This window comes from Psychroserpens luteolus (assembly GCF_021032705.1).
Lineage (GTDB): Bacteria > Bacteroidota > Bacteroidia > Flavobacteriales > Flavobacteriaceae > Psychroserpens > Psychroserpens luteolus.
In genome coordinates, this window is the sequence record NZ_JAHVXI010000004.1 from 143093 (window position 1) to 166050 (window position 22958).

At 35.5% G+C, this 22958-nt stretch carries 22 protein-coding genes; 12 read left to right on the forward strand and 10 right to left on the reverse strand.

The annotated features are described in order from the left end of the window. The first annotated feature begins 125 nt into the window (after window positions 1–125). From KWG70_RS11615 to KWG70_RS11630, 4 genes are all read left to right on the forward strand, one after another. Window positions 126–779, forward strand: coding sequence for a DUF4331 family protein (locus tag KWG70_RS11615; protein WP_230936202.1), 654 nt, complete (start codon window positions 126–128; stop codon window positions 777–779). 25 nt (window positions 780–804) lie between these two features. Next, window positions 805–1356, forward strand: coding sequence for a DUF4331 family protein (locus KWG70_RS11620; protein WP_230936203.1), 552 nt, complete (start codon window positions 805–807; stop codon window positions 1354–1356). A gap of 93 nt (window positions 1357–1449) precedes the next feature. Next, window positions 1450–2748, forward strand: a complete 1299-nt coding sequence (locus tag KWG70_RS11625; protein WP_230936204.1) for a tetratricopeptide repeat protein — start codon at window positions 1450–1452, stop codon at window positions 2746–2748. A gap of 3 nt (window positions 2749–2751) precedes the next feature. Next, window positions 2752–3237 carry a hypothetical protein gene (locus KWG70_RS11630; protein ID WP_230936205.1) on the forward strand — a complete coding sequence of 162 codons (486 nt, stop codon included), beginning with the start codon at window positions 2752–2754 and terminating at the stop codon, window positions 3235–3237. A 165-nt stretch (window positions 3238–3402) separates the two neighbouring features. Here the strand turns inward: KWG70_RS11630 and KWG70_RS11635 are convergent, their stop codons facing one another. Then, the gene (locus tag KWG70_RS11635; RefSeq protein ID WP_230936206.1) at window positions 3403–3876 is read right to left on the reverse strand and encodes a zf-HC2 domain-containing protein; all 474 of its coding nucleotides are present in this window, start codon (window positions 3874–3876) and stop codon (window positions 3403–3405) included. A gap of 6 nt (window positions 3877–3882) precedes the next feature. Next, complete coding sequence (locus KWG70_RS11640) at window positions 3883–4449, reverse strand: RNA polymerase sigma factor (protein WP_230936207.1); 567 nt, start codon at window positions 4447–4449, stop codon at window positions 3883–3885. Between the two features lie 128 nt (window positions 4450–4577). Between KWG70_RS11640 and KWG70_RS11645 the strand changes: the two genes are divergently transcribed. Both KWG70_RS11645 and KWG70_RS11650 read left to right on the forward strand, forming a co-directional pair. Beyond that, window positions 4578–4928 (forward strand): DUF6249 domain-containing protein, encoded by a 351-nt coding sequence (locus KWG70_RS11645; protein ID WP_230936208.1) that lies wholly within the window; start codon window positions 4578–4580, stop codon window positions 4926–4928. A gap of 2 nt (window positions 4929–4930) precedes the next feature. After that, entirely contained in the window at window positions 4931–6310 is a 1380-nt protein-coding gene (locus KWG70_RS11650) for a serine hydrolase (protein ID WP_230936209.1), read from the forward strand. Window positions 6311–6523: 213 nt separating this feature from the next. Here KWG70_RS11650 and KWG70_RS11655 read toward each other — a convergent pair whose 3' ends face one another. The 6 genes from KWG70_RS11655 to KWG70_RS11680 form a co-directional block, all read right to left on the reverse strand. Further along, entirely contained in the window at window positions 6524–8107 is a 1584-nt protein-coding gene (locus tag KWG70_RS11655; protein ID WP_230936210.1) for an alkaline phosphatase family protein, read from the reverse strand. A 38-nt stretch (window positions 8108–8145) separates the two neighbouring features. Then, the gene (locus tag KWG70_RS11660) at window positions 8146–8556 is read right to left on the reverse strand and encodes a hypothetical protein (protein ID WP_230936211.1); all 411 of its coding nucleotides are present in this window, start codon (window positions 8554–8556) and stop codon (window positions 8146–8148) included. Window positions 8557–8688: 132 nt separating this feature from the next. Beyond that, the gene (locus KWG70_RS11665; RefSeq protein ID WP_230936212.1) at window positions 8689–9492 is read right to left on the reverse strand and encodes an anti-sigma factor; all 804 of its coding nucleotides are present in this window, start codon (window positions 9490–9492) and stop codon (window positions 8689–8691) included. A gap of 1 nt (window position 9493) precedes the next feature. Continuing rightward, window positions 9494–10024 (reverse strand): RNA polymerase sigma factor, encoded by a 531-nt coding sequence (locus KWG70_RS11670; RefSeq protein ID WP_230936213.1) that lies wholly within the window; start codon window positions 10022–10024, stop codon window positions 9494–9496. A gap of 81 nt (window positions 10025–10105) precedes the next feature. Continuing rightward, entirely contained in the window at window positions 10106–10729 is a 624-nt protein-coding gene (locus tag KWG70_RS11675; protein WP_230936214.1) for a superoxide dismutase family protein, read from the reverse strand. Between the two features lie 70 nt (window positions 10730–10799). Further along, window positions 10800–11288 carry a YdeI/OmpD-associated family protein gene (locus tag KWG70_RS11680; protein WP_230936215.1) on the reverse strand — a complete coding sequence of 163 codons (489 nt, stop codon included), beginning with the start codon at window positions 11286–11288 and terminating at the stop codon, window positions 10800–10802. Window positions 11289–11383: 95 nt separating this feature from the next. On the opposite strand from KWG70_RS11680, the gene hemN reads away from it, so the two are divergent. Beyond that, on the forward strand, window positions 11384–12748 hold the full coding sequence (hemN, locus tag KWG70_RS11685) for an oxygen-independent coproporphyrinogen III oxidase (protein ID WP_230936216.1): 1365 nt from the start codon (window positions 11384–11386) through the stop codon (window positions 12746–12748). 83 nt (window positions 12749–12831) lie between these two features. After that, window positions 12832–13653 (forward strand): universal stress protein, encoded by an 822-nt coding sequence (locus KWG70_RS11690; protein WP_230936217.1) that lies wholly within the window; start codon window positions 12832–12834, stop codon window positions 13651–13653. 85 nt (window positions 13654–13738) lie between these two features. Here the strand turns inward: KWG70_RS11690 and KWG70_RS11695 are convergent, their stop codons facing one another. Both KWG70_RS11695 and KWG70_RS11700 read right to left on the reverse strand, forming a co-directional pair. Further along, on the reverse strand, window positions 13739–15691 hold the full coding sequence (locus tag KWG70_RS11695; protein WP_230936218.1) for a S9 family peptidase: 1953 nt from the start codon (window positions 15689–15691) through the stop codon (window positions 13739–13741). Window positions 15692–15712: 21 nt separating this feature from the next. Then, window positions 15713–18937, reverse strand: coding sequence for a WD40/YVTN/BNR-like repeat-containing protein (locus KWG70_RS11700; RefSeq protein WP_230936219.1), 3225 nt, complete (start codon window positions 18935–18937; stop codon window positions 15713–15715). Window positions 18938–19139: 202 nt separating this feature from the next. Between KWG70_RS11700 and KWG70_RS11705 the strand changes: the two genes are divergently transcribed. The 4 genes from KWG70_RS11705 to KWG70_RS11720 all read left to right on the forward strand — a co-directional run bounded on the left by KWG70_RS11705 (window position 19140) and on the right by KWG70_RS11720 (window position 22946). Continuing rightward, window positions 19140–19643 carry a c-type cytochrome gene (locus KWG70_RS11705; protein WP_230936220.1) on the forward strand — a complete coding sequence of 168 codons (504 nt, stop codon included), beginning with the start codon at window positions 19140–19142 and terminating at the stop codon, window positions 19641–19643. Between the two features lie 6 nt (window positions 19644–19649). Continuing rightward, the gene (locus KWG70_RS11710) at window positions 19650–20228 is read left to right on the forward strand and encodes a fasciclin domain-containing protein (protein ID WP_230936221.1); all 579 of its coding nucleotides are present in this window, start codon (window positions 19650–19652) and stop codon (window positions 20226–20228) included. 27 nt (window positions 20229–20255) lie between these two features. Beyond that, a complete protein-coding gene (nosZ, locus tag KWG70_RS11715) occupies window positions 20256–22226 on the forward strand; it encodes a Sec-dependent nitrous-oxide reductase (RefSeq protein ID WP_230936222.1) in 1971 nt (656 codons plus the stop codon). A 120-nt stretch (window positions 22227–22346) separates the two neighbouring features. Next, a complete protein-coding gene (locus tag KWG70_RS11720) occupies window positions 22347–22946 on the forward strand; it encodes a hypothetical protein (RefSeq protein ID WP_230936223.1) in 600 nt (199 codons plus the stop codon). Window positions 22947–22958 lie beyond the last annotated feature (12 nt).

Below are 22958 nucleotides of genomic sequence, written 5' to 3' on the forward strand. Positions count from 1 at the left end.
AGTTAGTTTTTTCTTTTAATAATCTCGTGCTTTTTTAGGTTAACAAAATTTTAACAAAACCCGCTTTGTGATTTTCTCGTAGGTAGAAGAGAGACAAATAAACAATTAACAAAATCTCATTTATTATGAAAAAATCAAAAATTTTAATTGGAGCTGCAGTATTAACTATTGCTGGCTTTTTTACAATCGCAGCCGATCATATTGATGCTCCTGCGGTTATTGGCGGTACAAGTGATATTGCTGATGTTTATGCTTTTCAAGGGCAAAACACTAATAATATAGTATTAGCTGCAACTGTACAAGGAATGCTAAGCCCTGCAAGTACTGCTGGTGCATCATTTGATGAAAATGTGTTGCTAGAGTTTAATGTTGATAATGATGGTGATGCCGTTGAAGATTTAGTGATCCAAGCCATACCTAGAGATGGTAAGATGTATTTCTTTGGGCCAATAGCACCTTCGCAATCTGGATTAAATAGTACTATTTTGGCAGATACTGCCATACGTAATGAGGTTGATATCACAGCATATGGAGGAAGCGCTGTTGTCGAGGCTAACAATGGAATGACCTTTTTTGCTGGTCCGCGTGATGACCCCTTCTTTTTCGATTTCGCTCAGTATAGTGAAATCATTGCTGGGAATGCGACGAGTTTTAACAGTCCAGGATCAGATTCCTTTGAAGGTACAAATGTACTTGCCGTTGTAGTGGAGCTTCCTAAATCTATGCTAGGATCAGGTGATTCTGTAAATGTATGGGTAGAATCAAAAAGAAAACAATAATTACAAATAACTTAAATCAAAACACATGAAATTCAATAATATAAAATTAGTAGCAATCGCATTACTGGTATCATTTTCTGCTTACAATTGTAGTAATGATGACGATAACGGTCCAACAGGTCCAACAGGTCCAAACTTTACTGGAACCTTTGCTCAACAAGATCAAATGGCTAGGCCTGCAATTAATACGGTTTTTGTTGAGATGGTCGATAAGAATACTTTTAATACAACCGTGCCTTCAAATCAAGGCGCTGCTTTTCAATCAAAATTTGAAGCTAAGCTTTTAAGTTTGAACCCAGGCTATACAACCAATGCTTTAGGTTTTGACGCTTCCGCCTTCACAGGAGCTTTAGCAACTGATGTATTAACTGTATCTCTAACAGGAACGACAACATTTTTTGACGGAACGAATGTTTTAACAGGGCGTACTTTAGCAGATGACGTGATCTCAACCGAATTACTATTGATCTTTGGCGGTCCAACAGGAGCTGATAATCCTGGATTAACAGACGATAATGTTGATGCTAATGATAAACCATTTCTGTCATCATTTCCTTACCTAGCGTCACCTTGGTAATGAATTAGTCCTTACTCTGAAATGGGCTATAACAAGCCCATTTCAGAGTTACTTTCAAAACTATACTGATTATAAACTCAAAATACAATTCCAATGAAATATAAACATCTTTATCTAATCACGATACTAACACTAATGCTATGTACTAACTGTGCAAAGACTGCAGAAGCAAAAGTCTCAGATGCCAATGACTATGATGTATATTTAGCTACTACAGAAAATCTAACAGTAGATCGTGCTAAACAAGACGAACTATTCTGGTCTCAAAAACTAGAGCAAGCACCAAACCAATTCCCATATTTGGGAAAATTGGCATCAACCTACACCGAATTGTTTTCAGCTACAGGCGATGTTGCCTACTTAAAAAAGGCAGAAAAAAAATTACTTGAGGTAAACGAAATTACGACCTATGGGAACCCGTCCTATTTAAGAGGCTTGGCTTATAATTACATTTCACAACACCAATTTAAAGAGGCTTTAGAGCTATTAATTAAAGCGGAGTTGCTTGGAGAAAACCTTCAAATGACTCAAAAGATGCTGTTTGATGTATACTTAGAATTAGGGAATTATAAACAGGCACAATCGTACTTAAAACGATTTGAAAACCTTAGTGATTTCGATTACCTCATTCGTTTATCAAAATGGAGTGATCACAAAGGCAATTTAGATGCTGCTATCAAATACATGGAAAAAGCGATGGGAATAGCAGAGTCGTCTAATTTAAAACACCTTAAACAATGGTCGTACACCAATATAGCTGATTTTTATGGTCATGCAGGTGAGATCGATAAATCCTATCGGCATTTTTTAAAGGCTCTAGAACTAGATCCAAACAATGCATACGCAAAAAAAGGAATCGCTTGGATTGTTTATTCCCACGAAAAGAATCCAGCAGAAGCGTTGCGAATATTAAATGACGTAACCCAATCTTACAAAGCACCAGATTATTATTTGCTGAAAGCTGAAATAGCAGATTACATGGGACGTGGTGTCATGAGTGAGGCAGAACTTGGCTTGTATAAAACTGCTATGAAAGATGAAGCTTATGGAGATATGTATAATAAGTACAATGTACTACTACATGTTGACAAAAAAATAAACCTTGAACAGACCATAGCTATTGCTCAAATAGAAGTTGATAATAGACCAACACCACAATCATATGACCTATTGGCTTGGGCTTATTTTAATAATGGGAATTTAGGCGCTGCATTGAACATTGTAGAAAAGCACATTATTGGAGAAACCTTCGAACCAGAAACCTTATATCATGTGGCTGAGATCTATAAAGCTGCTGGAAAGCAAAAAGAGTTAGAGCCGCTAAAAAAGGAACTATTAGCAAGCATCTTTGAATTAGGGCCAACAATGACGTCTAAAATCACGAAACTATAACCCATGAAGACCACTTGGATCACATATTTATTATTTAGTTTAAGTCTTAGTGTGTTTTCACAGGAGTTGCGACCAATGCCACTAGATTTTGAGACTATGATGACCAATGCGGTGGACTTTAATTTTGAAGAACCTATAACTTCAAACGAGGCGTGTCTTTTTCAACTAGGAACTGACTTGTACAATTTGCAAGTATTGAGTTTTACAAAAGATGAGTTTTCATTGAGCATTAACACAAGGCTAGAGGAGGAGTTACCTTATGAGGATAATCGTTATGACTATGCAGGGTTTTATTATCTGGACATTGGGATTAGTTATGCTATCAACACATTTAATTTTAGTTTGTCTGTTGAGAATATATTTAATCTGGATAATGATGGTTTTAGTATTGATCCAATTCTAGAACAATCAAATGGAATTATTAACGAGTATTTCTTTTCTCATGAAACAGATGCTATAATATCGTTTGCAATAAGTTACACCTTTTAATTTAGGGAAGTTGATTGATGAACACTAACATAAGATAGAATTGGTTTAAAGGTATATCATAGATCTCTTATGATATATCAGGGTTTTTTTGTTAGTGGAAAGCACCTGCTCTTTGGAGTAGGTGTTTTCTTTAGTACTCATAATAGGTGATTTTAGTTTTATAAGTTAGTATGACTGATCGTAATGCATCGGATTAAAAAATTTCTTACAGATTTTATCTATAAAATAAAATCCCCATAGTAGACTACAAATTATAAGTATTAATAATGCAGTTTCTGTGTTTAAAACACTTTCCGCATAAGAAAGATCAATATCTAACCCTATACTTGCTATGATTGTTGAAAGAATAGCTAAAACAAATCCACATAGGATCATATATGGAAGGAATTTAGCAGAAAATATATGTTTACGCTTCGAAGTCATTTCGTTTTCAACTTTCAGCGTTACAGCTTCCGAAAATCCAAAAGAAGGCGTGTCTTCATCTACTTTATAAAGTGTAGATTCAATTTGACTAAGCAGCTCAAATTCTCGCATACAATCTTTACAATTGGCAAGGTGCTTTTTTACCAGTAGTGTTTGGTCAGGGCTTGTGTCTCCAACCAAATAGTGCCACAACGTATTACTGTCTATATGTTTCATTTTTAATTATAAAAGATCATTAATTTCATGTTTAAATGCTCTACTAATCATTAACCTAAGAGAATTTCGAGCTCTGTATAATTTTACTTTTACATTACTTATTGTCATTCCTGTAATTTCTGAAATATCTTTTACCGATCTATCTTGTAAGTAATATAAACTTATAATTGTCGCTTCTTGGGTATCTAGTTTATTAATGATTTTCGTTAGTAATTCTTTTCTATTCTCAAGACTGGTTAATACAAAGGGTGTTTCTAACTGTTGGTATACGGCCTCGTTTACTTGGCTAATGTCTGTTTTTTTTATCTGCTTTAGTCGTTTGCGATCAATCGCTTTGGTATAAGCAATTTTAAGTATCCAATTGGGGAATTTGGTATGATCTTTTAACGTTTTCAACAATTTAAATCCTTTTATAAAAACATCTTGTGCTACTTCTTCGGCCTCTTCTCGATTTCTCAAGATTTTTATACAGACAGTAAATACGCTACGCTCATACTTCTCAACCAGCGCGCGATACGCTCTTGGAGAGTTCGAATCGATAATGTTTTTTATTAATAGTTGGTCGTCTGTCATTGATATATTATAAATGACGTGTTTAGATTGCTAAATGGTTACAACTTTTATTTTTTTAATTGTAACCAAAAGTGATTAGCACAACGTCATTACTTATAGAACACCTTTAATTTAATCTTTTTGACATTATGAAACTATTTGCTGTTGCCTTACTATTTCTAACGAGTGTTATTCTCATCGTATCTCTATTTTATATTATTACAAATACACGTCATAAGGAGAGGATGGCTTTAATAGAAAAAAACCTTGATCCTAAGACCTATTTAATCAATCAGTTTATGCCGCAAACATTACGTGCAGGTATGTTATTAACAGGTGTAGGTTTTGGGTTTTTAATTGCACTACTGTTAGACGAATATATTTTAACATCTGTAGATAACCCTGCAATTTATGCAGGTTCAATTCTGCTCTTTGGAGGTTTGGGATTACTGTTATTCTATAAGATCAATAAAAAAAAAGAAGAACATTTAAATCGCTAATTATGAAACTCATCAATCTTAAATCGAACAAATTCATCATCATTATTGTGTTATTAACATCTCTTTTTACTGTGGATGTTCAGGCACAAATACCAGGACGTCAATGGGAACAATATCAAAATGTGACAGACGCGGGATTTTCTGAAGAAAAGCTAGCTTTGGTAAGTCAACAATTCAATAATTCTCAAGGTTCAGCACTTATGGTTGTTCATAGCGGAAAAGTGGTCATTGCACATGGTGATATCACGCGCAGATATATGGTGCATTCAATAAGAAAAGCATTTATGAATGCACTCTACGGCATATATGTAGACAGAGGAACACTTAATTTAGATGCTACACTTCAATCGATGGGTATAGATGATATAAATCCTTTAACGTCAGAAGAGAAAAAAGCGACCATAGAAGATTTACTTTCAGCGCGTTCAGGTGTTTACTTACCGTCATCTTATTCGCCAAGAGGAATGGAAAAAAACCTGCCAGAAAGAGGGAGTCATGCATCTGGTGCACATTGGTATTATAACAACTGGGACTTCAATGTATTGCATACTATTTTTGAACAGCAAAGCGGAAAGGAATTTTCTAAAGCGTTCGCTAAGCAGATTGCAGAACCTATTGAAATGGAGGATTTTAGGCAAGGTGATATTTTCTTAAGGTATGAAAAAGAGCGATCTATACATCCTGCTTATTTGTTTAATATGTCCACTAGAGATATGGCAAGATTTGGAGTGTTATATCTCAACAACGGAAAATGGAAATCTAAACAAGTCGTACCAGCCAATTGGATATTGAAATCTACGTCGATAGTCTCTTCAGATTTAGGAAGATTTGCCGATAGAGAAGGTTTTGGTTATCTGTGGTGGGTTTCTAAAGGGATCAAAGGAGAGCCTATGTATTATACTAGTGGTTCAGGAGGTCATAGAATTATAGTACTGCCTCAGTCAGACTTGGTTGTTGTTCATCGTGCGAACACTTATGAAGGTAGAAATGTAAGCGAAAGTGAGATTAAACAATTGGTAGAAAAAATACTTGAGGCAAAATCGGGAGCAGTAAAAAAAGATGCAGCAACAATTAGGTTAACACCAAGTTATAATTTGCCTAAAACAATAAAACTTGATCGTTCTACTTTGGAAAAATATACGGGAAGCTACAAGCATCCATTTCTAGGGTATTTTAAAGTACGAAACGAAAAGCATAAAATGTTTTTAGACACTAATGTTGGTGTTTTTAGGTTATTTGCTACTAGTACAGATACATTTTTCCCTGAGGATTTAGTGACTCCAATGCAATTTGTACCTGCCCCTGACAAAGAGAGCAAGTACACTATTAAACCAATGTTTTCAAAAGACAAACAGCTACAAAAAGCCATTATGTATTACTAGTAAATACGTTTTAATAACTCCTACCTTATAGTTAGAGAGTGAACTGATAGAAGACACTTACACTTTAGATGTAAGTGTTTTCTTTTTATCTAGTACACGGTTAGATATATGACGATGTTTTTCGTGAGAGATTTATCTAAAAAGAAAAATCTTCTCGTTTCCCATTTCGTACAATCCATGATAGATAATCAACACCTTTATTTGTAAATTGATTTAACGGTTTTTAACAGCAGTTACAGCTGCTTTTAGTCGTTTTGCAAGATCCTTAACTGTTACTGCTTCTGCCAATTTTGGTAAATTAAGCTTATCAATCTCTTCGTCGCTTAGATCTTCCTTTTTTAGTAAACGATCTAATAAACTATGAGCCATTCGTAAATGTATATCGTTTGGAGGTGTTGTGTTTTTAATGCCTTCAATAGTCTTTGGATGTTTGTTCACCTCTACAACTGGGATGTCATTACGTACAGGGTTGCCTTCAAAGACATTTTCAAAGGTTGGCGCATTAGCTGTTCTAGCACCTAAACCCCAACTAGATTTTGGGATGCCAAACATATTAAGTATGGTTGCTATTACTGAAGTGTGATCATATGGTGTATGGCCTTCAGCTCGAAATACTGTGAATTCTTGTACACGTGGCGATATTAATAATAAAGGGACACGTACACCAAAACGTTTGAAGTTAAAGTGTTCTTCTTTTTTATCTGGTATTGGTGTACCATCACTTGCCCAAGGTTCTGTAGCACATGGTGATGGTCCTACATGATCGTAAGTACCACCGTGCTCATCGAAGTTGATGATAAACAAGGTATTTGCCCAGGCCTCTTTATTAAATGTCAAATGATCATAAATCTTTTTTACAAAAGTTTCACCAGGAATTAAATTTGTTGGTGGATGGTAATCGTTTCCATTAATACCAATATCATGGTCGTCAACAGTTATTTCTAATCCCCATTCGGGTTCTAGAAAGCAAACTTTTGGCAAGGTGCCAGCTTTAGCGCGCTTAAAAAAGACGTCTATTTTATCAAAATGCGGATTGAAAATTTCAGGCTGCAATTGGGTCATAATATCTCGGGTATACGTATAGCCTTCAACACCTATAAAATCTTCTATCCAACTACCATGACTATAATAATGCATCCAATCTGATGGTTGATCAAACCCATTATCACTTAATACATTCCACATAGTTTTTTGGTTAAACTGTTTTCCAACAGGTTGACCAGCATGTGGCGGGATATGGCTAAAGTTTCTATTATTTACAAAAGCTTCTAACTGGTCATCGTTATTATAGCCTAATGAATTTCCTGCTGCAGCAAAGGCACGATTACAGTTGGTTTGTGTAGGTACGGAGCAAAAGTAATGATCAGAAACACTAAAGGCTTTTGCCAAGCCATTAAGTACAGGCAGGTCTTTAGGTGTATAGGTTTGCATAATTTGATGTACTTGATCATCATAACTTGCAAAGTCTTTATAAAATCCACTCATTGGAGGTTTTTTTCCACAGGGTTGGTTGACTGCCGTATCAAAAAGTTGCACATTCACATGTTGGTACTTTTCATGTGGATCATGAATAGGAACATTCATATGGTCAACACCTTTTACGACGAAATGTTTATTGCCATATTTGTCATAATTAAAATAAGTGTGTTCTTTGAGCCCGTTATAAGTAGGCTTATCTTGTGGAGGGATATTATTTATTAATGGTTTGGTTTTTTCATCATATAGCCATCCCAATAGTTGGTCTAATGACCTGTTTTCGAGCATTAAATAGACAATGTGTTTGATTTCAGTTTTCATGATATTATAAATTGGTTGGGAGAGCGTTATAGTTATTCTTAAATGTATGATTCTACAGTGACAGTATGTTTTCCATTAGCATCTTCTACAATGATTGTACTAGGAATATTTACCATGCCTAATCCTGAAGTCCATTGCGCAGTATGGTATGTGGCTAAATTAAATCCAGCATTTGAGTTGTTTTGCATAAGTTGGTATTCAAATTTCCCACGAACAGGTTCAAAATAAAGTTTGACTTCAGGTGTTGGGAAATACCAACCATTGGCAATAATTATTAATACATTGTCTCCAGTATTTACATAAGGACGCTTATAAGCTTTATAAGCTAAATCGTGTGCACTTGCTAATACAGGTGTTCCAGATGTTGCTTGTTTGCGATGTTGTTGTAATAACTCTTGTGCTTCTTTTGATTGTAATTGTTGAATAGCATCTTCTTTTGAAATTGACATAACTAAAATATTTTGATGATATCCAAAATTACAACATCATAGTAAAGGTGTTATGCGTATAAACACCTGATTTTCAGTAAAAAAATATCAAATTTGTGTTTGATGCTCTTTAATAACTAATTTCTTTTTCATTTAAGGTTGTGACACCACACCTAAGGTATAGAGTTGTTCCATGGTTGGTGAATCGCTTCCACCAGTTGGTTCTAAGGTGATGCCAAATGCCTGACTTTCATTGTTATTAGCAATGGTAAATATTTTATTATCGTCGTCGTTAAAGTTATCTATGGTGCCTAAACTAGTTGGTGTTAATGGGTTTAAGGTTAGTGACCAGACTTGCCATACTTTTCCAGATGGTGCTTGAGGTAAGCCTTGAGCGTCTAGATATATAGTATTATCGGTTTTATTCCAGTAGACTTTTGCATAGCTGCTTTCAAAATTGCCTTGACCACCTAATGGGATTGAGATAATATCTTTGTCACGTAATATATTAAGTAAGTTCTCTTTTACAGCCAAATCGGTTTTGGCTTGTTCTATTTGTTGTTCGAGATAGAGGTTTTCAATATCCATATCGGAAACCTGAGTTTCCAATTGTTGCTTCTGGTTGATGGTCCATAACAGTCCTGCAACAACAATTAAAGCAGCAGCCCAACCTGTGTAAGCAAACCAGTTGGTTTGTGATTGTGACATCTTTACGACCTTGGTATCATCCTTATCAAATCGTAACTGGTCTTTAATGCGTTGTAAAAGTTGAGTGTTTTCTCCAGGGGATATGGCAGAAGAGAGTTCGATTACAGCAGCTTCGATCTCTAACACTTCTTGAAGAATTTCTGGATGCTCTTGCATAAGTGTATAGATCTCCTTATTCTCTTGTTCTGAAAGAGAACCAGCGACATACTGTTCCAGTATTCCTGAATCTATGTAAGCTTTTATATCCATACTATTCTAGCACCATAGCTCTTAAATCTTTGATGCAATTTCTATTTCTTGTTTTAATCGTTCCTATTGGGATATTGAGTTCTTCGGCAGCTTCTTTTTGGGTATAGCCTTTAAAGTACAAGAACTCTATTATTTTTTTACATTTTTCACCAAGTGCTTTTACATATTTTGTAATGCCAATAGCGTCTATCTTATCATTCAGGTTTTCAGAGCTTTCTAAAATATCTACGAAAAATTCGGCATTGAGGTTTTTGCCAGAATTCTTGAAGGCCTTAGATCGTGTTTTATCAATAGCTGCATTACGAGCAATATTCAAAAGCCACGTAAAAAAACGCCCTTTGCTAGAATTATAAGAATCGGCTCTATGCCATGCCTTAATAAACACATCTTGCATCACCTCTTCAGCAATATCATGATCTCTCACAATATTATAAATCACACCATGCATACTATTACTATACATCGTATAAAGCTTTTCAAAGGCTTTTTCGTCTTTGTTTTGAAATTGTGTAACTAAGGTGTCTAATGACATAAACAACACTATATGAATGTTAAAGATAACAGAAAAAGCTACACGATGGTAGCTTTTCTATGAACTTAATGTTGCGATTCATTATTCTATAATGCCACCACAACTCACACGACTTCCGGCTGCTCCAGAAGGTTGTGATTTAAAATCGTCAACACCTTGGTGTACGATAATCGCTTTTCCAAGAATATCTTTAGTATCATCGCCACAACCAATACACCATTCGTTAGTAACCTTGGTAATGGTTGCATGGCCTTTATCATTTGCTGTAAAGTTACCAATGTCTCCTTTGTGATATCCTGTTTCGTCACCCCATTTTCCATGTTGTTGTCCAGTTGGATTCCAATGTCCTCCAGATGATTTTCCGTCATCAGATGAGCAATCTGCTTTTTCATGAATATGAATGGCATGCTCACCTTCAGTTAAGCCACTCAGAACGGCAATCATAGTCACTACACCTTGATCTTGCGTAAATACCACATTTCCAGTGACACCACTATTGCTTTTAGAATCAAGTGCTAAAGTTACTTTTTTCTTGTCCTTATAATATGCAGGCTCATCAGTAACTGTCGGACGCTTCTTTGTGTTATCTTCAGCTGGTGTTTCAACCTCGGTGGCATCATTAGAGACTTCTTCTTTTTTATCTTTTTTACACGAAAAGTTTAAGCACAAGGCTAACATAGTTATGTATACAATAGAACGTTTCATTAGTTATTTGTTTTAAGTATTATTGAAGTTGAAAGATAATCATTATTTGAAATGATAAAAAACAATTCCATCAAAATTGTTTGAGCCATAGTTTGGGATCTGTGATACCTCGTTTGAGATTTTCGGTAAGCAAAATGGCTTTATCTACTCTAGTCTGCGTCGATTTATAGCGTTTGATTGTATAGATGATGCTGCGTTGCCTGCCTGGTGTTAATGCTTCAAAAATAGTATAGGCCTCATGGTCGCTCATTAAGACTGCATCTAACTCTTCTGGCATGTCTACACCATATTTGGATTGATCTTCAAAGAGTTGCATTTCAAAATAGTCATTCATAAATATACCAAGAGCTTTCTGTTTTTCATTACTAAAATACATCACACATAAACCGTTTTTTTTCGGAATTAAAGCGCCATGATAATTGATGCTCTGTTCCTTGAATGTTACCACAACTTTGACCCGTTTATGATCGTTTTTCAGAAATAAATGCGCAATAGCTTCAGGTAAAATAATACTCTGCTTGTTGGCTAAGGTAACTTCAAAGGGTTCACTTTTAAGCATAAAATATATCCGATTTAATTTATTTTCAAGATATGATATATATCATGTTTTTTGCAAACAAATGCACGTAATTTTGAGTTATAATTGTTATAGGTATGTGCAATTCATTAGTCAATAAGTATAATGTGGCTGGACCACGTTATACAAGTTATCCAACAGTTCCTTATTGGGACAACACATCTTTCTCATTAAAGCAATGGAAAGCGTCATTATCTGTGTCTTTTAACGAAAGTAATAATACAGAAGGTATTAGTCTCTACATTCATTTGCCTTTTTGTGAAAGTATGTGCACGTTTTGTGGTTGCAATAAGCGTATTACAAAGCGTCATGATGTTGAAGGTCCTTACATTAGAGCAGTACTAAAAGAATGGAGTTTGTATTGTAATCTCTTAGATGGGCGACCAAAAATTAAGGAACTTCATCTTGGAGGAGGAACACCAACATTCTTTTCTCCTGAAAACTTAGAATTTTTAATCAAAGGAATTTTGAGAAAAGCAAATCTCGCTGAAGATTATGAATTTAGTTTTGAAGGACATCCTAATAATACAACCCGTGAACATTTACAAACACTTTATAACTTAGGGTTTTCTCGTGTGAGTTTTGGAGTTCAAGATTATAATGAAACCGTTCAAAAAGCAATTCATCGTATTCAACCTTTTGACAATGTAAAGCAAGCAACACTTTCTGCTAGAGCGATTGGTTATACATCTATTGGTCATGATATTATTTTTGGTTTACCATTTCAAACCGAAGCTCATGTTGCTAAAACTATTGAACTCACCAAAACATTGATGCCAGATCGTATAGCATTTTACAGCTATGCACATGTGCCATGGTTAAAAGGAAATGGACAACGCGGATATAAGGAAGCAGATTTACCATCAGGTGCATCAAAGCGTGCACAATACGAGTTAGGTAAAAGTCTACTTAGTGAAACAGGCTATCATGAAATAGGAATGGATCATTTTGCTTTGGAAACCGATTCACTATTTCGAGCAATGAAGACCAATACATTACACCGAAATTTTATGGGGTATACAGCCTCTAAAACACAAGCAATGATTGGTCTGGGTGTATCCTCTATTAGCGATAGTTGGTATGGGTTTGCTCAAAATGTGAAAGGCATTGAAGAGTATTACCATTTGGTAGAGCAAAACATAATTCCGGTATATAGAGGTCATATTTTAAATACAGAAGATCTCATTGTTAGACAACACATCTTAAACCTGATGTGCCATTTTGAAACCCAATGGACTGATAAGTCATTATATATAGATGAACTAAAAGATATAGCCATTAAATTAAAAGAAATGGAAGATGATGGGTTGGTTGAATTTCATAAAGATGCCATCAAAGTAACTCAAAAAGGGCAACCATATGTGAGAAATGTTTGTATGGCCTTTGATGTATTGCTACAACGAAGACAACCAGAAACCAGATTGTTTTCAATGACAGTTTAAATGATTGTTAAATTAATACTTGAGGTTTTGAAAGACCTCTAAAACATGTAACTTACGAACACTTAACCCAAAAACATAATCAAATGAAAAAGATAATAGTACCAATAGATTTTTCCGAATATTCTGAATACGCCCTAGAAACTGCAGCTATTCTTGCTAAACGAAATAATGCTGAAATTTTAGCATTGCATATGCTCGAGATTGAAAAAGGACGTGTAACCGATTCAAGTAATGAGCTCAATGAAAAAATGGTGTTCTTCTTGAAATTGGCCGAACAAAAGTTTGACAATTTTTTATCTAATGACTACCTCGAAGGTGTTAGTGTAACACCTATTGTAAAACATTTTAAAGTATTTAGTGAGGTTGCTGAAGTAGCCAAAGAACACGATGCTGATATGATTGTCATGGGGTCTCATGGCGCTAGTGGTTTATCTGAGATTTTTGTAGGCTCGAATACCGAAAAAGTGGTACGTCATTCTGAAATTCCAGTATTGGTGGTGAAACAGAAACCAGTGAATTTGAGTTTTGATACAGTGACGTTTGCTAGTGACTTTTCTACTGAAATGGTAGAACCTTATTTAAAAGCACGACAGTTGTTCGATAACTTGAAATTAGTCCACGTTAATGTGCCAGGAGAAGGTTTTAGTAGCTCTTCGGAAATGGAAGTGAAAGTGGCCGATTTTCTTAAAAAAGCCGATGGTAATTTAGATAAGCTAAATGATGTGCATTATACATCAGATTATACCGTAGAAAAAGGGATTTTAAATGCTTCTAATCTTTTAGGAGCTGACCTTATTGCTGTTCCTACACATGGTAGAAAGGGCTTGGCTCATTTTTTTACTGGAAGTGTTTCTGAAGATGTTGCTAATCACGCATCACTCCCTGTGATAACGTTTAAAATATAGTTTTAGTTAGTTATTAGGTCAATTACTAAAACAAAAAAAAGCTTGGGCGATTAGCTCAAGCTTTTTTAATTTTCTGATTTACAGACTACTCACTGTCTTCAACTTCAATTTCAGTGCCTTCAGTTTCGCCATCAATTGGCATTTTTTCTTTTTTAAGATGTGTGTCTAAAAATTTAAGAATTCTACTGTAAGATTCAATTTGGTTTTCTTTTTTAACAAAGCCATGACCTTCATCTTCAAAGAGGACATATTCAACAGGCACGTTGTTTTTTCTAACGCCCGCAACAATTTCGTCAGATTCTACCTGCAACACTCTAGGATCTTGAGCACCTTGCAATACAATCAAAGGTTTCGTTACCTTATCTGTGTGAAATAACGGTGAGATACGTTTTAAGCGCACAGAATCTGCAGAAAATGGGTCGCCCAATTCTTTATAAAGGGATTCTCTAAACGATTCCCAATATGGCGGAATACTTTTTAATGTTCGTATCCAATTGGTCACTCCAAATAAATTTACACCAACGTCAAATTCTTCAGGAGTATAAGTTAATGCAGCCATAGTCATATAGCCACCATACGAACCTCCAATGATTCCAATTTTATCACCATCAATTTCAGATTGAGTCGTTAACCAGTTTTTACCTTCAACACAATCTTGTAGATCTTTCTCTCCGTGATTTAGATCATCCATTTGATAGAATGTTTTTCCATAACCACTACTTCCACGATTATTAACGGCTAATACAGCATAACCATGATTAACCATGTACTGAATTAAAGAGCTAAATCCCTGACGTGTTTGTCCTCCTGGGCCACCATGAACCCAAACCATAGCTGGTACTTTGTTTTCTGCCGATGCTTGATGAGGTAAGTAATAAATGGCAGGAATAATAGTGCCATCAAATGATTTATAACGGATCACTTTTGCAGTTACAAGATCTTCAGCATTGATATCGTCATTAAGAACATCTGTAAGCTTGTGTTGTTCTTTAGTATCTAAATTGTAGGTGTATAAATCTGAAGGTGAATTTGAGCCACCAACATACATGCGCATCCATTGTTCATCATCACTAAAACTAACACTCGTAATACTTTTATCACCAAAATCAGGAAGATCTATAGGCATAGACGTTTCAGTATCAATAACTTCTATGGCATTTTTTCCATCTTCATTAACATAAACGACCATATAGGTCCCTTCAGAAGTAAATCCACTTCCCATAATATCCCATTTCTTCTCTACGACTTTTTTCTTTTCTTTTGTCTCCAAATTATAAGACATTAAATATGAAAATTCAGCACCATCATCTGTAGTATAATAGAACATTCCATTGTCTTTTGAAAAATCTTGAGCCGAATTTCCACTTTGTGTATCATTGATTTTTGTCATTTCTTTGGTCTTCGAATCATAGACAAATAGATCACTATCATTCGTATTTACTGTTTTTGAAAGCGCAAAATAATTCTCATCATCAGACATGCCACTAAAATTTAGTCCGTCATTATTTTGATAGATCATTTCTGAAGCATAGTCATCAATAGACATTTTATAAACGTCAAAAAATCGAGGGTCTCTTTTATTTGAACCAAAGTAAAGGTGTTTGTCGTCTTTTGACCAACCATAAAAACTAGATTTGGCTCCTTTTTCTGGAGTGATATCCTTTATTGTGCCATCTAATTCTCTAACAAATAAGTGATCAATTTCATCACCATTTCCATCAGCATTTAATAGCATTCTGTCATCATTTGGAAAATATGAACGTGCAGTTATTGACGTGCTATCCGATTGCGTTATAGGTGTCATTTCACCTCCTGTTGATGGGATCGTATAGACGTTGTAAATTCCGGAACGATTACTCGAGACTAGTAATTTACTATTGTCTGCCGAAAAACTTCCGCCTCCAACGGCTTCGTTATCCATAAATTGTTCAATAGTATATTGCTTAATTTCTCGTTTGGCAATAGCCTTGTCATTTCCGTCCTCTTTACATGAAAGGAGAAGGGCTACTAGGCATAATCCTAAAAGTTTTGTTTTCATAATGTTTGTTTTAGTGTGTTGCTAATCTAATTTAAAAGTCTTTAAGTCTTTAAATGGATTTGTTTGTACCTGTTCCATTTTTGTACGATAAGGAGCCCAAGTTTCAGTGAAGAACGTATTGACTTCATTAAGCACATCTTCTAGAGCTTCTTTTGCGTTTTTAATTAATGTGGTTTCGGTAGTTGTAATACCATTTTGTCTGGAACCTACATAACGTCTCGCCAGACCCAAACGTTGCATCACAGTAACCTCAGGATTTCTTGTAATCCCTTGTCTACTGTCTTCTTTGCCTAAAAATTTATCGACAATACTATCAATACTTTTTACAACCTCTTTAGAAGCTTTAATATCATCTTTGTACTTGTCTTTATCTAATTTACCGAGTAAAGATTGGTAATCTTTAGCAATGTTTTTGTTTTCGATAAGTTGTTTTACAGCATCAGCTGCAGTTTGTTGCATGGTCTCCAAACGCTTTGAAGTATCATAAACGGCATTGATGTTAGCCATAGATACATTAACTCTAGGATCTAGTTTTACGGTTACCATTTCTTCGGAAGACTGATCGCCAAAACTCATCACAGCTTTATAACTTCCTGGCTTTACAGATACACCACCTGGTTCACTAGTACGTTTTCTAATGCGCTTAGAAGGAAAATCTACTCCAGCTTCATTCATAAACCATGTCCATTTGTATAAGCCAGTAGAATCTGGAGCCTTACGTTTTAGGGTTCTTATTAAACGATCACCATCATAAATTTTAAGATGGATAGAATCCCATTTCACTTTTTTAGCTTCTTTTTCTTCTGAAGCCATATCTTTTTTATCTGCTTCTTTATCTTTTTTTCCTTTTTTGTCTTCGGATGCTTTTTTCTTCGCATCGATTTTCACAAAATAGGATAAAATGGCCCCATAACCTCTATTATCTCCATGATACATGGCATCTGCTCCAAAACGACTTCCTGTAGGCTGTTGGTAAGCAGCTTGATAGGCCGTTGGAGGTTCGAAAAGTTCAAGCTTTTGATTGAGTACTTCTTTGTTTTTTGCTAAGGCACGTAACGGACGAATATCATCCAGAACCCAAGCCGCACGACCAAAAGTTCCGATAATTAAATCGTGTTCACGCGGATGAATTACTAAATCTTTTACAGAAACTGTTGGAAAACCATTGGTCCATTTGGTCCACTTATTTCCAGCATCAAATGAAATATAGAGACCGTCATCAGTTCCTAAGAACATCAGATTTTTTTCTATAGGGTCTTCAACAATAGATAAGGTATAACTTTGAGCGTCGTTAGCATCTACGATTCGTTGCCATGTTTTTCCATAGTCTTTTGTTCGGTAAGCATAAGGTGTATAATTAAAGCGTCTGTAATCATTTGCAATGAGTAAAGCTTCACCTTTATTTTTATTAGACGCTTTTATTTGTGCAATCCAACTTCCTGCAGGTAAACCTTTGATGTTTTTTGTAACATCATTCCATGAATCTCCACCATTTGTTGTGTAATGTACTTTTCCATCGTCTGTTCCAACCCATAACATATTGCGTTCGAGCGGAGAAGGTTCAATGACTAAGATTGTTGTATGATTTTCTGCTCCTGTGGCATCCATTGTCAGACCGCCACTTTCAGATTGTTTTTGCTTTTCGGGATCGTTCGTTGTTAAATCTGGAGAAATAACGGTCCATGTATCTCCTTTATCTGTTGATTTGTGAACAAACTGGCTTCCAAAGTAAAGTGTGCTATTATAAAAAGGGTCAATATTAATAGCTGAATTCCAATTAAAACGCAATCTTACTTCTGGATCTGGATGTGTTGGTCTCACCGAATAATTATTTCCTGTTTGCCAGTCGTATCGACTTACAAAACCTTGTTGACTCATCGACCATCCGTATCTAGAATCGTCCTTGTCTGGTACGACATCAAAACCATCACCAAAACTTATTTCTTGCCAATAACTGTTACGAATTCCCTGAGATCTCCATACATAAGCCGGCCCTCTCCAAGAGCCATTATCCTGCATTCCTCCGTAAACATTATACGGAATCTCGTTATCGACATTGATGTGGTAAAATTGAGCCACAGGTAAGTTTCCAATAAAACGCCATGATTTTCCACCGTCTTTCGTGATGTTCATACCACCATCATTACCATCAATCATGAAATTTCCATTTTTTGGATGAATCCACCATGCATGATGATCTGGATGAACACCGTTACTCACGCCATAGGCAGGCATCAATTGTCTAAAGTTTTTTCCGCCATCTTCAGATACATTCACATAGGTATATATAGAATACACGCGATTTTCATTTTGCGGATCTACATAAATTTCAGAATAATAAAATGGACGGTTACCGATATCTCTTTTATTATTGATCATTTTCCATGTAAAACCACCATCTTCACTTTTATATAAGGCATTTTTCTTTGCTTCAACTAAAGCGTAAACAATATTGGGTTTATTAGCAGCTATTGCGACACCAATTCGGCCAAGATTCCCTTTAGGAAATCCTTCTTTATCTGTGATTTTTTTCCAAGTTGCTCCACCATCATGAGTGATATGTAATCCAGATCCTTCACCACCAGAATTAAAAAACCAAGGTTCACGTTTGTGTTCCCATAGCGTTGCAATTAACTTGTTAGGGTTTTTAGGATCCATAATTAAATCTGCCGCTCCAGTTTTATTATTAGCAAATAAGACTTTATTCCATGTTTTACCACCATCTGTAGTTTTAAAAACACCACGTTCTGGATGTTCTCCCCATGGCGAACCTATAGCCGCTACATAAACAATATTAGGATTTGTTGGATCGATAATCACACGATGAATGTGACGCGTTTTTTCGAGTCCCATCGCTGTCCAACTCTTTCCGCCATCTAAAGATTTAAAGATGCCATAACCACCATTTAAACTATTTCTAGGATTACCTTCTCCCGTTCCAACCCAGATGACACTCGGGTTTGATTGCTGAATGGCAACAGCACCAATTGAAGCCGTGACTTCATCGTCAAAAATTGGTGTCCAAGTAATACCTCCAGATTCACTTTTCCAGAGACCACCCGAAGCCGTACCCACATACATAATATCAGGATTACTATGAACGGCGTCAATAGCAGTTACACGTCCAGACATACCACCAGGGCCAATATTACGAGGTTCCATGTTTTTTAATACATCAAGCGAAATATCTTGAGCAAAGAGAGATAATGATGCAAAGAGAAGCATCAGGAAATTTATTTTTTTCATTTGTGTTTGGTTTAGTTGCTTTAAAGATAAGCAAAAGATGTGGTCAAGTTATTGGTTGGTAGAAGCGTACTTAAAGTTTTAACATAAATATGAAAGAAGACTGTATTCATTTTTAATTAGGACAATTTTATCCTTAATATGATAATTGTCATATTTTATGAGGTCTCTGAGTCTTAATTTTGTTAAATAAAATCGATTTAATATGAAAACAGCACTAAGACTAATGCTCGTATTTTTTGTGACACTGCTATTGAGTTGTGGTGGCAAAGAGGAGGAGAAAAAAGAACAGGTTACCGTTGTAAAAAAAGAAAAAACGGTAAAAAAGGATACGCCTAAATCAACTTCAGTAAAGGCTTCAGAAAAAGTAGATCTCACTAACAAAGGTGTAGGACCAATTACCTCGTTAACGTTGAGCGATGGAATAGATCAAACACTGGCAGATGAGGGAGCAGAGGTTTTTAAAAAAATGTGCACAGCTTGCCATAGACCAAACAAAAAGTTTATTGGTCCCGCTCCATCAGGGATTTTAGAAAGGAGAACACCAGAATGGGTTATGAATATGATTTTGGATCCAGAAGGTATGGTTAAAAATGACCCCTTGGCAAAGGAACTTTTAATTGAGTTTAACGGCTCACCAATGGCTAATCAAAATCTCACTGAAGCAGAGGCAAGAGCCGTATTAGAGTATTTCAGAACACTAAAATAACATATTATGAAAACAGCCAAACAATTCTTTTTTGTTCTTGCATTTGTAGCATTGATTTGCTCTTGCAAAAATGAAAATAATGATGCCTCAACGAACACGACCGCTACTGAAACTAAAGCTAAATCTAATGAAAAAACTGGTCAGGCTTTTATTAAAGACGATGAAAGTACGCCAACAGTTTTAGATATAGCGATTGGATCAAAAGATCATTCAACCTTGGTCGCAGCTGTACAAGCTGCAGAGTTAGAAAATGCCTTAGTTAATGCAGGACCATTAATGGTTTTTGCACCAACTAATGATGCTTTCGCTGCTTTACCAGAAGGAACAGTTGACAATTTATTAAAGCCAGAGAATAAAGATGCTTTGGCTAATATCTTAAAATATCATGTGACACCAGGTAACTATTCTAAAGATTTTTTAAAAAAATTCAAAAGACTTGGTCAAGCCAATAATCAATATGTTAAAGTTGAAGTTATAGATGGTGAGCCTATGATTGGAGGAGCGAAGATATTAGGTAGCGTTAAAGCTGGCAATGGTATTGTACATGTTATAGATAAAGTACTGTTGCCACCAACAGAAGAATAAAAACACTAATCAAATTATTAAGAAAACATGAAGAATTTATTTAAATTAAGTATTGCTCTTGTATTCATATTTACAACGTATACAAGTTGTAATAACTCAAAATCATCTGATAGTAAATCAGGTGCATTAGCAGACAATGTTGCCGAAAAAGTTTATGTGGCGCCAGGAGAGCATGATGAATTTTATGCATTTATCTCTGGAGGATTTAGTGGGCAATTATCTGTTTACGGATTGCCTTCTGGACGGCTCTTTAAGGTCATTCCTGTATTCTCTCAAGATGCAGAAAAAGCCTATGGGTACAATGAAGAAACAAAGCCAATGTTAAACACATCACATGGTTTTGTGCCTTGGGATGATGCCCATCACCCAGATATTTCTCAAACTAACGGTGTCGTTGATGGACGTTGGGTATTTATAAATGGGAATAATACACCTCGTATAGCAAAAATAGATCTATCAACTTTTGAGACAACAGAAATTATAGAAGTGCCAAATAGTGCTGGTAATCACAGTTCTTCATTTGTTACTGAAAATAGTGAGTATGTTGTAGCTGGAACACGTTTCTCTGTACCGATTCCTCAAAAAGATATGCCTATTAAAGATTATAAAGGAAACTTCAAAGGGTCTTTAACATTTATCTCTGTTGAACCTGAACATGGTCATATGGATATTAAATTTCAATTAATCATGCCAGGTTTTGATTATGATTTAGCACATCCAGGCCGTGGTGCTTCTCATGGTTGGTTCTTCTTCTCAACATATAATTCTGAGGAAGCAAGTACACTTATGGAAGTAAATGCTTCCCAAAATGATAAAGATTTTATTGCTGCAATTAACTGGAAGAAAATTGAAGAGTATGTCAATAATGGAGGTGGAACAATGATGCCAACAAACTATGCGCATAATGTCTATGATGAAAGTACACACATGGCAACATCTACAATGAAAAAAGAAGTGAGAGTTGTTAATCCGTCTGAAGTTCCTGGTGCAGTATACCTTCTACCTACGCCTAAGTCACCTCATGGTTGTGATGTTGATCCAACCGGAGAGTATATTGTTGGTAACGGTAAATTATCTGCTAATTTAACAGTACACTCCTTTACAAAAATGCTGGATGCCATTGAAAACAAAAAATTCGCAGGTGATGCTTATGGAATTCCAATTATCAATTTTGAAGATGTATTAGCAGGTGTTGTAGAGCAACCAGGGTTAGGACCGTTACATACAGAGTTTGATGACAAAGGAAACGCATATACAACATTCTTTATTTCTTCTGAAGTTGTTAAATGGAAAGTAGGAACTTGGGAAGTTTTAGACAGGCAACCTTGTTATTATTCAGTGGGTCACTTAATGATTCCGGGTGGAAATTCGCAAAAACCTTGGGGTAAATATGTGGTAGCCATGAATAAGATTACTAAAGATCGTTATTTACCAACTGGTCCAGAAGTGACGCAATCTGCACAGCTTTATGATATCTCAGGTGATAAAATGGAATTATTATTAGATTTTCCAACGATTGGAGAACCGCATTACGCTGCTGGTTGCCCTGCAGATTTAATCAAACCCCGTTCTAAGAAGATTTTCAACCTTGAAGATAATAATCATCCATATGTTGCTAAAAGTGAAATGGATACTAAAGTAGTTCGTGATGGAAAAACCGTACATGTTTATATGACCACCATACGTAGTCACTTTGCACCAGATAATATTGAAGGTATTAAAGTAGGAGATAAGGTGTACTTCCATATTACCAACTTAGAGCAAGATTATGATGTGCCACATGGTGTAAGTATGATTGGAGCTAATACTTCTGAATTATTAATTATGCCAGGTCAAACAGAAACTTTCCTTTGGGAACCAAAACAAGTTGGGGTATGGCCATTCTATTGTACCGATTTCTGTTCTGCGCTTCATCAAGAGATGCAAGGTTATGTTAGAGTTTCACCAGCAAATTCTGATACGCCATTAAAATGGTCACTTGGGGAAGACATCGAATAATTAAATAGCATAGGAGGATTTTGTTTTAGTGTTTATTTTCCTATACAAAAAGGCGAGAGTTATTTTTTCGCTCTCGCCTTTCTAATCTAAAACACTAAAAAAAACACTAAATATTTCAAGATGAAAAAGTCAAATATCATCATGTTACTTGCGGCTATTCTGCCATTAGGATTGTTTTTATTTCCACTTTGGAAGATTACATTGGAAGCACCACAATATCCAACACCATTAGGGATGTACATACACATTAATGACTTTTCTGATGCTAATCCACATGACATCAAGAATATAAATTTGATGAATCATTATGTTGGTATGAAGTATATACCAGAAGCGATTCCAGAGTTTAAGATATTCCCTTTAGGTATTATCATTACTAGTGTAATAGGTCTTCTTATTGCATTTAAAGGAAATTATAAATGGTTTTTAGGATGGTTTATTTTAATGATTGCTTTGAGTGCAGCAGGGATGTATGATTTTTATTTGTGGGAGCATGATTACGGTCATAATCTTGACCCTAAGGCAATCATGAAATTTACTAATCCTGATGGGACTCAAATGGGGTTTCAGCCACCATTATTTGGAAGTAAAGACATATTAAATTTTAGAGCACACTCTTATCCGCAATTTGGTGCTTTATTTCTAGCCTTAGGTATTGCAACTTCATTTGTTGCTTTTCTAATTGGAAAGAAAACACATAAAAAATCTATGACTATGTAGACAAGATCAAAA

Excerpts from the sequence above, each read along its gene's own strand:
- KWG70_RS11615 (WP_230936202.1), top strand. The coding sequence starts at position 126 with ATGAAAAAATCAAAAATTTTAATTGGAGCTGCAGTATTAACTATTGCT.
- KWG70_RS11620 (WP_230936203.1), top strand. The coding sequence starts at position 805 with ATGAAATTCAATAATATAAAATTAGTAGCAATCGCATTACTGGTATCA.
- KWG70_RS11625 (WP_230936204.1), top strand. The coding sequence starts at position 1,450 with ATGAAATATAAACATCTTTATCTAATCACGATACTAACACTAATGCTA.
- KWG70_RS11630 (WP_230936205.1), top strand. The coding sequence starts at position 2,752 with ATGAAGACCACTTGGATCACATATTTATTATTTAGTTTAAGTCTTAGT.
- KWG70_RS11635 (WP_230936206.1), bottom strand. The coding sequence starts at position 3,876 with ATGAAACATATAGACAGTAATACGTTGTGGCACTATTTGGTTGGAGAC.
- KWG70_RS11640 (WP_230936207.1), bottom strand. The coding sequence starts at position 4,449 with ATGACAGACGACCAACTATTAATAAAAAACATTATCGATTCGAACTCT.
- KWG70_RS11645 (WP_230936208.1), top strand. The coding sequence starts at position 4,578 with ATGAAACTATTTGCTGTTGCCTTACTATTTCTAACGAGTGTTATTCTC.
- KWG70_RS11650 (WP_230936209.1), top strand. The coding sequence starts at position 4,931 with ATGAAACTCATCAATCTTAAATCGAACAAATTCATCATCATTATTGTG.
- KWG70_RS11655 (WP_230936210.1), bottom strand. The coding sequence starts at position 8,107 with ATGAAAACTGAAATCAAACACATTGTCTATTTAATGCTCGAAAACAGG.
- KWG70_RS11660 (WP_230936211.1), bottom strand. The coding sequence starts at position 8,556 with ATGTCAATTTCAAAAGAAGATGCTATTCAACAATTACAATCAAAAGAA.
- KWG70_RS11665 (WP_230936212.1), bottom strand. The coding sequence starts at position 9,492 with ATGGATATAAAAGCTTACATAGATTCAGGAATACTGGAACAGTATGTC.
- KWG70_RS11670 (WP_230936213.1), bottom strand. The coding sequence starts at position 10,024 with ATGTCATTAGACACCTTAGTTACACAATTTCAAAACAAAGACGAAAAA.
- KWG70_RS11675 (WP_230936214.1), bottom strand. The coding sequence starts at position 10,729 with ATGAAACGTTCTATTGTATACATAACTATGTTAGCCTTGTGCTTAAAC.
- KWG70_RS11680 (WP_230936215.1), bottom strand. The coding sequence starts at position 11,288 with ATGCTTAAAAGTGAACCCTTTGAAGTTACCTTAGCCAACAAGCAGAGT.
- hemN (WP_230936216.1), top strand. The coding sequence starts at position 11,384 with ATGTGCAATTCATTAGTCAATAAGTATAATGTGGCTGGACCACGTTAT.
- KWG70_RS11690 (WP_230936217.1), top strand. The coding sequence starts at position 12,832 with ATGAAAAAGATAATAGTACCAATAGATTTTTCCGAATATTCTGAATAC.
- KWG70_RS11695 (WP_230936218.1), bottom strand. The coding sequence starts at position 15,691 with ATGAAAACAAAACTTTTAGGATTATGCCTAGTAGCCCTTCTCCTTTCA.
- KWG70_RS11700 (WP_230936219.1), bottom strand. The coding sequence starts at position 18,937 with ATGAAAAAAATAAATTTCCTGATGCTTCTCTTTGCATCATTATCTCTC.
- KWG70_RS11705 (WP_230936220.1), top strand. The coding sequence starts at position 19,140 with ATGAAAACAGCACTAAGACTAATGCTCGTATTTTTTGTGACACTGCTA.
- KWG70_RS11710 (WP_230936221.1), top strand. The coding sequence starts at position 19,650 with ATGAAAACAGCCAAACAATTCTTTTTTGTTCTTGCATTTGTAGCATTG.
- nosZ (WP_230936222.1), top strand. The coding sequence starts at position 20,256 with ATGAAGAATTTATTTAAATTAAGTATTGCTCTTGTATTCATATTTACA.
- KWG70_RS11720 (WP_230936223.1), top strand. The coding sequence starts at position 22,347 with ATGAAAAAGTCAAATATCATCATGTTACTTGCGGCTATTCTGCCATTA.